This is a genomic window from Acidovorax sp. KPB24-07, assembly GCF_057543315.1.
Genome location: NZ_BAAJYS010000227.1, coordinates 1 through 5,932, shown reverse-complemented (window position 1 = coordinate 5,932; position 5,932 = coordinate 1). Strand labels below are relative to the sequence as shown.

Sequence of the window (5,932 nt, the reverse complement as noted above, 5' to 3'; positions counted from 1 at the left end):
CGCTGCGCGCGCGTCGGCCACGCGGCGCTGGCGGCGGCAGGGCATGCAGCTCGGGCGGCATCCACAGGTTGAACTCGGTCTTGAAAAAGCTCAGGCGTGCCGGTGAAGAACGATGGCGAACAGCAGCCAGCCCAGATCAGGCCGGCCAGGTGTGCAGCCAGGCCATGGCCTGGCGGAAACCCTCGCGCTCGGGTGCGGTCTTCTGCTTCATGCGCCCCCCAGCCAGCGGGGCGCCATCGCCAGCGCGCCCAGGGCGAGCGCCGGCAGCCCGAGGGCGGCCCAGGCGCCCCAGGCCGTGCGTGCATAGAAGGCCCATGCCACGGCGCAGGCATAGACCAGCCACGACAGCAGCGTGGCGGTGAGCACCGCCTCCACACGCGGCATGAACGGCATCAGGCCGAGGGTGAGGGCGGCGGTGGCGGCCGCCGCCAGCGCGTAGCCACCCAGCCCCCCCGCCAGGGCGCGGGAGGTGATCGCCAGGCGGTAGCGCCAGTCGACGCGGGCCGCCTTCATGGCCGGGCGGCGCCCACCAAAGCGATGGCGGCCGCGCAGGAATGGGTGTCGGAAAAGGGGTGATCGGCCGGGGTGGCGAAACAGGCGCGCGCAGGACAGTGCAGCATCGAAAGGCTCCATGCAGGTTGGGGCGCTGGCTGCAGGCGGGGCACGGGGCCCGGGGCGGACTGACTGGCTGGCTAGGCCGGTATTCTAGGTTTTATGAGAATCGTTCGCATTCCGTTGTGTGCAATCGCAACAAACAGTGGGAACTTGGGCGCCATGGGCACGCCACCTGATGCGTGCGCGCCACACTTTGAGGGGCGGGACCGGGCCGGAAACGAAAAACCGGCCCGAAGGCCGGCTGGAGCACGGGTTACCCGGTGGCGGGTGCCGGGCAGGTGGTGCGTTATTCGATCTCGCCCATCTGCGACTGCAGGTAGTTCTGCAGCCCGACCTTGGCCAGCAGGTCGATCTGCGTTTCGAGGAAGTCGATGTGCTCTTCGGTGTCGTCCAGGATGCCCTGCAGCAGATCGCGCGAGACATAGTCGCGCACCGTTTCGCAGTGGGCGATGCCGTCCTTGATGGTGGCCTGGGCGCCGCGCTCGGAGCGCAGGTCGCATTCGAGGATCTCGGGCACGTCCTCGCCGACTTGCAGCTTGGCCAGGTCCTGCAGGTTGGGCAGGCCGTCCAGCATGAAGATGCGGTCCATGAGCTTGTCGGCATGCTTCATCTCGCCGATCGACTCTTCGTATTCCTTCTTCGCCAGCTTGTCGAAGCCCCAGTGCTTGAGCATCCGGTAGTGCAGGAAGTACTGGTTGATGGCCGTCAGTTCGTTCTTGAGCTGGGCCTGCAGATGCGAAATGACCTGTGCGTCGCCTTGCATGGAGATTCTCCTTGTGTGGGTTTGGGGTGCGATTGTCATGACGCGGGCCACGTGGCGCAAGGCAATCTCCCTGCCCGGGCGGTATGGCTGCGTTTGATGCTGAGTTGTGTTCGCGTTGGGCGTCCTCAGATACAGTCGTTCGCTCCTGGCCCACGCCATCGAGCCCTTGCTTTTTATAGCCTGTGGCAATCAACTTGATGAAGTCAATTAATTGGATTGATGGCTTGGGAGCGCCTAAACTTCAGGTTTTCGTGTTCAGCCATCAACCTAGGAAACAGCAATGTCCCTGATCAATACGCAAGTCCAGCCCTTCAAGACCACCGCTTTCGTGAACCGCGACGGCAAGGGCGACTTCATTGAAGTGACCGAAGCCAACCTCAAGGGCAAGTGGTCCGTCCTGATTTTCATGCCGGCGGCCTTCACCTTCAACTGCCCCACCGAAATCGAAGACGCGGCCGACAACTATGCCGAGTTCCAGAAGGCCGGCGCCGAGGTCTACATCGTGACGACCGACACGCACTTCTCGCACAAGGTGTGGCACGAAACCTCCGACGCCGTCGGCAAGGCCAAGTTCCCCCTGGTGGGCGACCCCACGCACCAGCTGACCAACGCGTTCGGCGTGCACATTCCTGAAGAAGGCCTGGCATTGCGCGGCACGTTCGTGATCAACCCCGATGGCGTGATCAAGACCCAGGAAATCCATTCCAACGAAATCGCCCGCGACGTGTCGGAAACCCTGCGCAAGCTGAAGGCGGCCCAGTTCACCGCCGCCAACCCAGGCCAGGTGTGCCCCGCCAAGTGGAAGGAAGGCGCCAAGACGCTGACGCCTTCCCTGGATCTGGTCGGCAAGATCTAAGCACCTCGGCCTCCCGCAGGAGCGGGGCGCCTCGGGCGCCCCTGGCCGGACAGCAGCATGGCGTGCGCGCCATGCCGTCCGGCTTTTTTTTCGCCCGCTCATCCCCGATTTCTCCGCTCCGTGCCCGGCACTGGCCGCACCGCCCAACGACACAACTCGAATCGCAAAGGACACCACCATGCTCGACGACCAACTCAAAACCCAACTTTCGGCTTACCTGGAGCGCGTGACGCAACCGTTCGAGATCGTGGCGTCCCTGGACGGCAGCGAGGTGTCCACCCAGACCCGCGAACTGCTGGAAACCATCCAGGGCCTGCGCAGCGACAAGATCACCCTGCGCACCGACGGCAACGATGCGCGCAAGCCCTCGTTCACCCTGCAGCGCGCCGGCACGCAGACCCAGCTGCGCTTCGCCGGCCTGCCGCTGGGCCATGAATTCACGTCGCTCGTGCTGGCCCTGCTGTGGACCGGCGGCCATCCCCCGAAGGTCGAGCAGGACGTGATCGAGCAGATCCAGGCCATCGATGGCGACTTCGAGTTCGACGTCTACATGAGCCTGACCTGCCACAACTGCCCGGACGTGGTGCAGGCGCTGTCGCTGATGGCCATCTTCAACCCGCGCATCAAGACCACGGTGATCGAGGGTGGCGCCTTCCAGCAGGAAGTGACCGACCGTGAAATCATGGCGGTGCCCATGGTGTTCATGAACGGCCAGGTATTCGGCTCGGGCCGCATGACCGTGGAAGAGATCGTGGGCAAGCTGGACACCGGCGCGGCGGCGCGCGATGCGGCCAAGCTCTCGGCCAAGGAGGCCTTCGACGTGCTGGTGGTCGGCGGTGGCCCGGCCGGCGCCGCGGCCGCCGTGTATGCCGCCCGCAAGGGCATCCGCACCGGCGTGGCCGCGGAGCGCTTCGGTGGCCAGGTCAACGACACGCTGGACATCGAGAACTACATCTCGATCAGCAAGACGGACGGCCCCCGATTCGCCGCGGCGCTGGAGCAGCACGTGCGCGACTACGAGGTGGACCTGATGAACCTGCAGCGCGCCAAGGCCTTGAAGCCCGCCGCGGCGGAAGGCGGCCTGATCGAGGTCGAGCTGGAAAACGGTGGCACCTTGCGCTCGCGCACGGTCATCCTCTCGACCGGTGCGCGGTGGCGCAACATGAACGTGCCCGGCGAAGACCAGTACCGCACCAAGGGCGTGACCTACTGCCCCCACTGCGACGGCCCGCTGTTCAAGGGCAAGCGCGTGGCGGTGATCGGCGGCGGCAACTCCGGCGTGGAGGCGGCCATCGACCTGTCCGGCGTGGTGGCGCACGTCACGCTGCTGGAGTTCGCGGCCGATCTGAAGGCCGACGCCGTGCTGCAGCGCAAGCTGCGCAGCCTGCCCAACGTGACCGTCATCACCCAGGCGCAGACGACCGAGGTGCTGGGCGACGGCAACCGCGTGACGGGCCTGGCCTACCAGGACCGCGTGAGCGGCGAAGCGAAGCAACTGGCGCTGGAAGGCATCTTCGTGCAGATCGGCCTGTTGCCCAACACCCAGTGGCTGCAGGGCACGGTGGAGCTGTCGAAGTTCGGCGAAATCGTGGTGGACTCGCATGGCCGCACCAACGTGCCGGGCGTGTTCGCCGCGGGCGACGTGACCACGGTGCCGTACAAGCAGATCATCATCGCGGCGGGTGAGGGCGCCAAGGCGGCCCTGGGCGCATTCGACCACCTGATCCGCACCACCGCACCGGCGTGATCGCAGGCGCCCGGGCGCCTGGTGGATGACGGGGCGCCACGGCGCCCCGCTCCTTCTTTTCTGTCTTTTCAAAGCACAAGGCGGCCTTCGGGGCCGCCTTGTGCTTTTTGCCGTTCTGCCGTGCGCGGGGGAGGGGCGCCCCTGCCCCTGGAAGGCCACTGCCGTCATGGCGCTGACACGGTGCGGGCGGATCATTCGGGTTGCAGATTATTGCGTTTATGCACTTTTCTGTAACTGCAAGGCGGTCGCCCCGAAGTTCGGTCTTTGGCCCAGTCCGCCGCTTGATCCACTCGACCCGCGAGACCTTTCCATGACCTTGATCCCTGCAGCCCCCCGATCGCGCCCCCGCTGGGCGCGGCCGCTCTTCATGTTTCTGGCCGGTTCGGCGATGGCGTTGGCCCTGGCGGGCTGCGGCGGCAGTGGGGGAGGCGGCACCTCCGCCGATGCCCCCGGCGCCGAAAAGACCCAGCTGCGCTGCGCCCCTTGATCGCGCACGCCTTCCCCGTCGAACCCACGCAGAGCACACCATGACCATCGATTCCCGGAAACGCAAGTTCCTCCAGGCCGCGGCCGGCACCACCGCGTCCGCCGCGGCGCTGAGCCTGTTCCCGCCCAGCATCCGCCGGGCCCTGGCCATTCCGGCCAACCACCGCACCGGCACGATCCAGGACGTGGAGCACGTCGTGATCGTCATGCAGGAAAACCGCTCCTTCGACCACTACTTCGGCACCTTGCCCGGCGTGCGCGGTTTCGGCGACCGCTTCACCATCCCCGTGGCCGGCGGCCGCAGCGTGTGGCAGCAGCTGGACAAGAACGGCGCGCCCGTGCTGCCCTACCACCTGGACCAGAAGGCCGGCAATGCCCAGCGCGTGAGCGGCACGCCCCACAGCTGGGTCGACGCGCGCAACGCCTGGGACCGTGGCCGCATGCAGGAGTGGGCGCGCTACAAGCAGCCCCAGTCCATGGGCTACTACACGCAGCAGGAGGCCCCGTTCCAGTTCGCCCTGGCCGAAGCCTTCACCGTGTGCGATGCGTACTTCTGCTCGCTGCACGGCGGCACCAATTCCAACCGGCTGTTCCACTGGACCGGCACCAACGGCGCCACGGGTCCCTCCGGCCGGGTGGTGGTGAACAACGCCCTGGACGAGCTCGACTCGGACACCGACATCCGCACCGGCGGCTACGACTGGACCACCTACCCCGAGCGTCTGCAAAAGGCCGGCGTCTCGTGGATGGTCTACCAGAACATGCCCGACAACTTCACCGACAACCCGCTCTTCGGCTTTCCGCAGTACCGCCAGGCCAACCTCGCCTCGGGCAAGCCGGTCTACCATGACCGCGACGTCAACCCCGCCTACGACCCCGCGAGCGACAACACCGGCAACCCGCTCTACAAGGGCATTGCCAACACCATGCCGGACGGCGGCTTTCTCGGCACCTTCCGCAAAGCGGTGCTCGACGGCTCGCTGCCGCAGGTGTCGTGGGTCATCCCGCCCGCCACGTACTCCGAACACCCGGGCCCTTCCAGCCCGGTGCAGGGCGGCTGGTACGTGCAGGAGGTGCTCGATGCCCTCACGGCCAATCCCGACGTGTGGAGCAAGACCGTGCTGCTCATCAACTTCGACGAGAACGACGGCTACTTCGACCACCTGCCGCCGCCGTGCGCGCCGTCGCTGGATGCCAGCGGCGGCAAGATCGGCAAGTCCACGCTGAGCGACCGGGACATGGCCTACGAGTACTACACGCACACCGCGGTCCCCGGCACCGGCATGCCGCCGCCCGATGGCGACTGCTACGGCCCCGGGCCGCGCGTGCCGATGTGGGTGATCTCCCCGTGGAGCCGCGGCGGCTGGGTGAATTCGCAGAACTTCGACCACACCTCCGTGCTGCGCTTTCTCGAAGCCCGCTTCGGCGTGCAGGAGCCGCAGATCAGCCCCTACCGCCGCGCGGT

General features: G+C 66.6%; 6 protein-coding genes and 1 pseudogene. 4 read left to right on the top strand and 3 right to left on the bottom strand.

The window, feature by feature from the left end; all coding sequences use genetic code 11:
- From AC27IQ_RS17885 to bfr, 3 genes and pseudogenes are all read right to left on the bottom strand, one after another.
- Window positions 1-211 (bottom strand): annotated as a pseudogene (locus AC27IQ_RS17885) (hypothetical protein); the annotation flags it as partial.
- Window positions 208-513, bottom strand: coding sequence for a DUF3649 domain-containing protein (locus tag AC27IQ_RS17880; protein ID WP_284430164.1), 306 nt, complete (start codon window positions 511-513; stop codon window positions 208-210). The pseudogene AC27IQ_RS17885 and the gene AC27IQ_RS17880, both read right to left, overlap by 4 nt.
- A gap of 388 nt (window positions 514-901) precedes the next feature.
- Window positions 902-1,378 carry a bacterioferritin gene (gene bfr / locus AC27IQ_RS17875; RefSeq protein WP_092744334.1) on the bottom strand — a complete coding sequence of 159 codons (477 nt, stop codon included), beginning with the start codon at window positions 1,376-1,378 and terminating at the stop codon, window positions 902-904.
- A 280-nt stretch (window positions 1,379-1,658) separates the two neighbouring features.
- Between bfr and ahpC the strand changes: the two genes are divergently transcribed.
- From ahpC to AC27IQ_RS17855, 4 genes are all read left to right on the top strand, one after another.
- The gene (ahpC, locus tag AC27IQ_RS17870) at window positions 1,659-2,234 is read left to right on the top strand and encodes an alkyl hydroperoxide reductase subunit C (protein WP_272551795.1); all 576 of its coding nucleotides are present in this window, start codon (window positions 1,659-1,661) and stop codon (window positions 2,232-2,234) included.
- 178 nt (window positions 2,235-2,412) lie between these two features.
- The gene (gene ahpF / locus AC27IQ_RS17865; RefSeq protein ID WP_487090264.1) at window positions 2,413-3,981 is read left to right on the top strand and encodes an alkyl hydroperoxide reductase subunit F; all 1,569 of its coding nucleotides are present in this window, start codon (window positions 2,413-2,415) and stop codon (window positions 3,979-3,981) included.
- 310 nt (window positions 3,982-4,291) lie between these two features.
- Window positions 4,292-4,468 carry a hypothetical protein gene (locus AC27IQ_RS17860; protein ID WP_487090263.1) on the top strand — a complete coding sequence of 59 codons (177 nt, stop codon included), beginning with the start codon at window positions 4,292-4,294 and terminating at the stop codon, window positions 4,466-4,468.
- A gap of 40 nt (window positions 4,469-4,508) precedes the next feature.
- Window positions 4,509-5,932: phosphocholine-specific phospholipase C (locus AC27IQ_RS17855; RefSeq protein WP_487090262.1), on the top strand; the 1,424-nt coding region annotated here is incomplete at its 3' end.

Bases quoted from the DNA above. Each gene is read 5' to 3' on its own strand.
- AC27IQ_RS17880 (WP_284430164.1), bottom strand. From the start codon at position 513: ATGAAGGCGGCCCGCGTCGACTGGCGCTACCGCCTGGCGATCACCTCC.
- bfr (WP_092744334.1), bottom strand. From the start codon at position 1,378: ATGCAAGGCGACGCACAGGTCATTTCGCATCTGCAGGCCCAGCTCAAG.
- ahpC (WP_272551795.1), top strand. From the start codon at position 1,659: ATGTCCCTGATCAATACGCAAGTCCAGCCCTTCAAGACCACCGCTTTC.
- ahpF (WP_487090264.1), top strand. From the start codon at position 2,413: ATGCTCGACGACCAACTCAAAACCCAACTTTCGGCTTACCTGGAGCGC.
- AC27IQ_RS17860 (WP_487090263.1), top strand. From the start codon at position 4,292: ATGACCTTGATCCCTGCAGCCCCCCGATCGCGCCCCCGCTGGGCGCGG.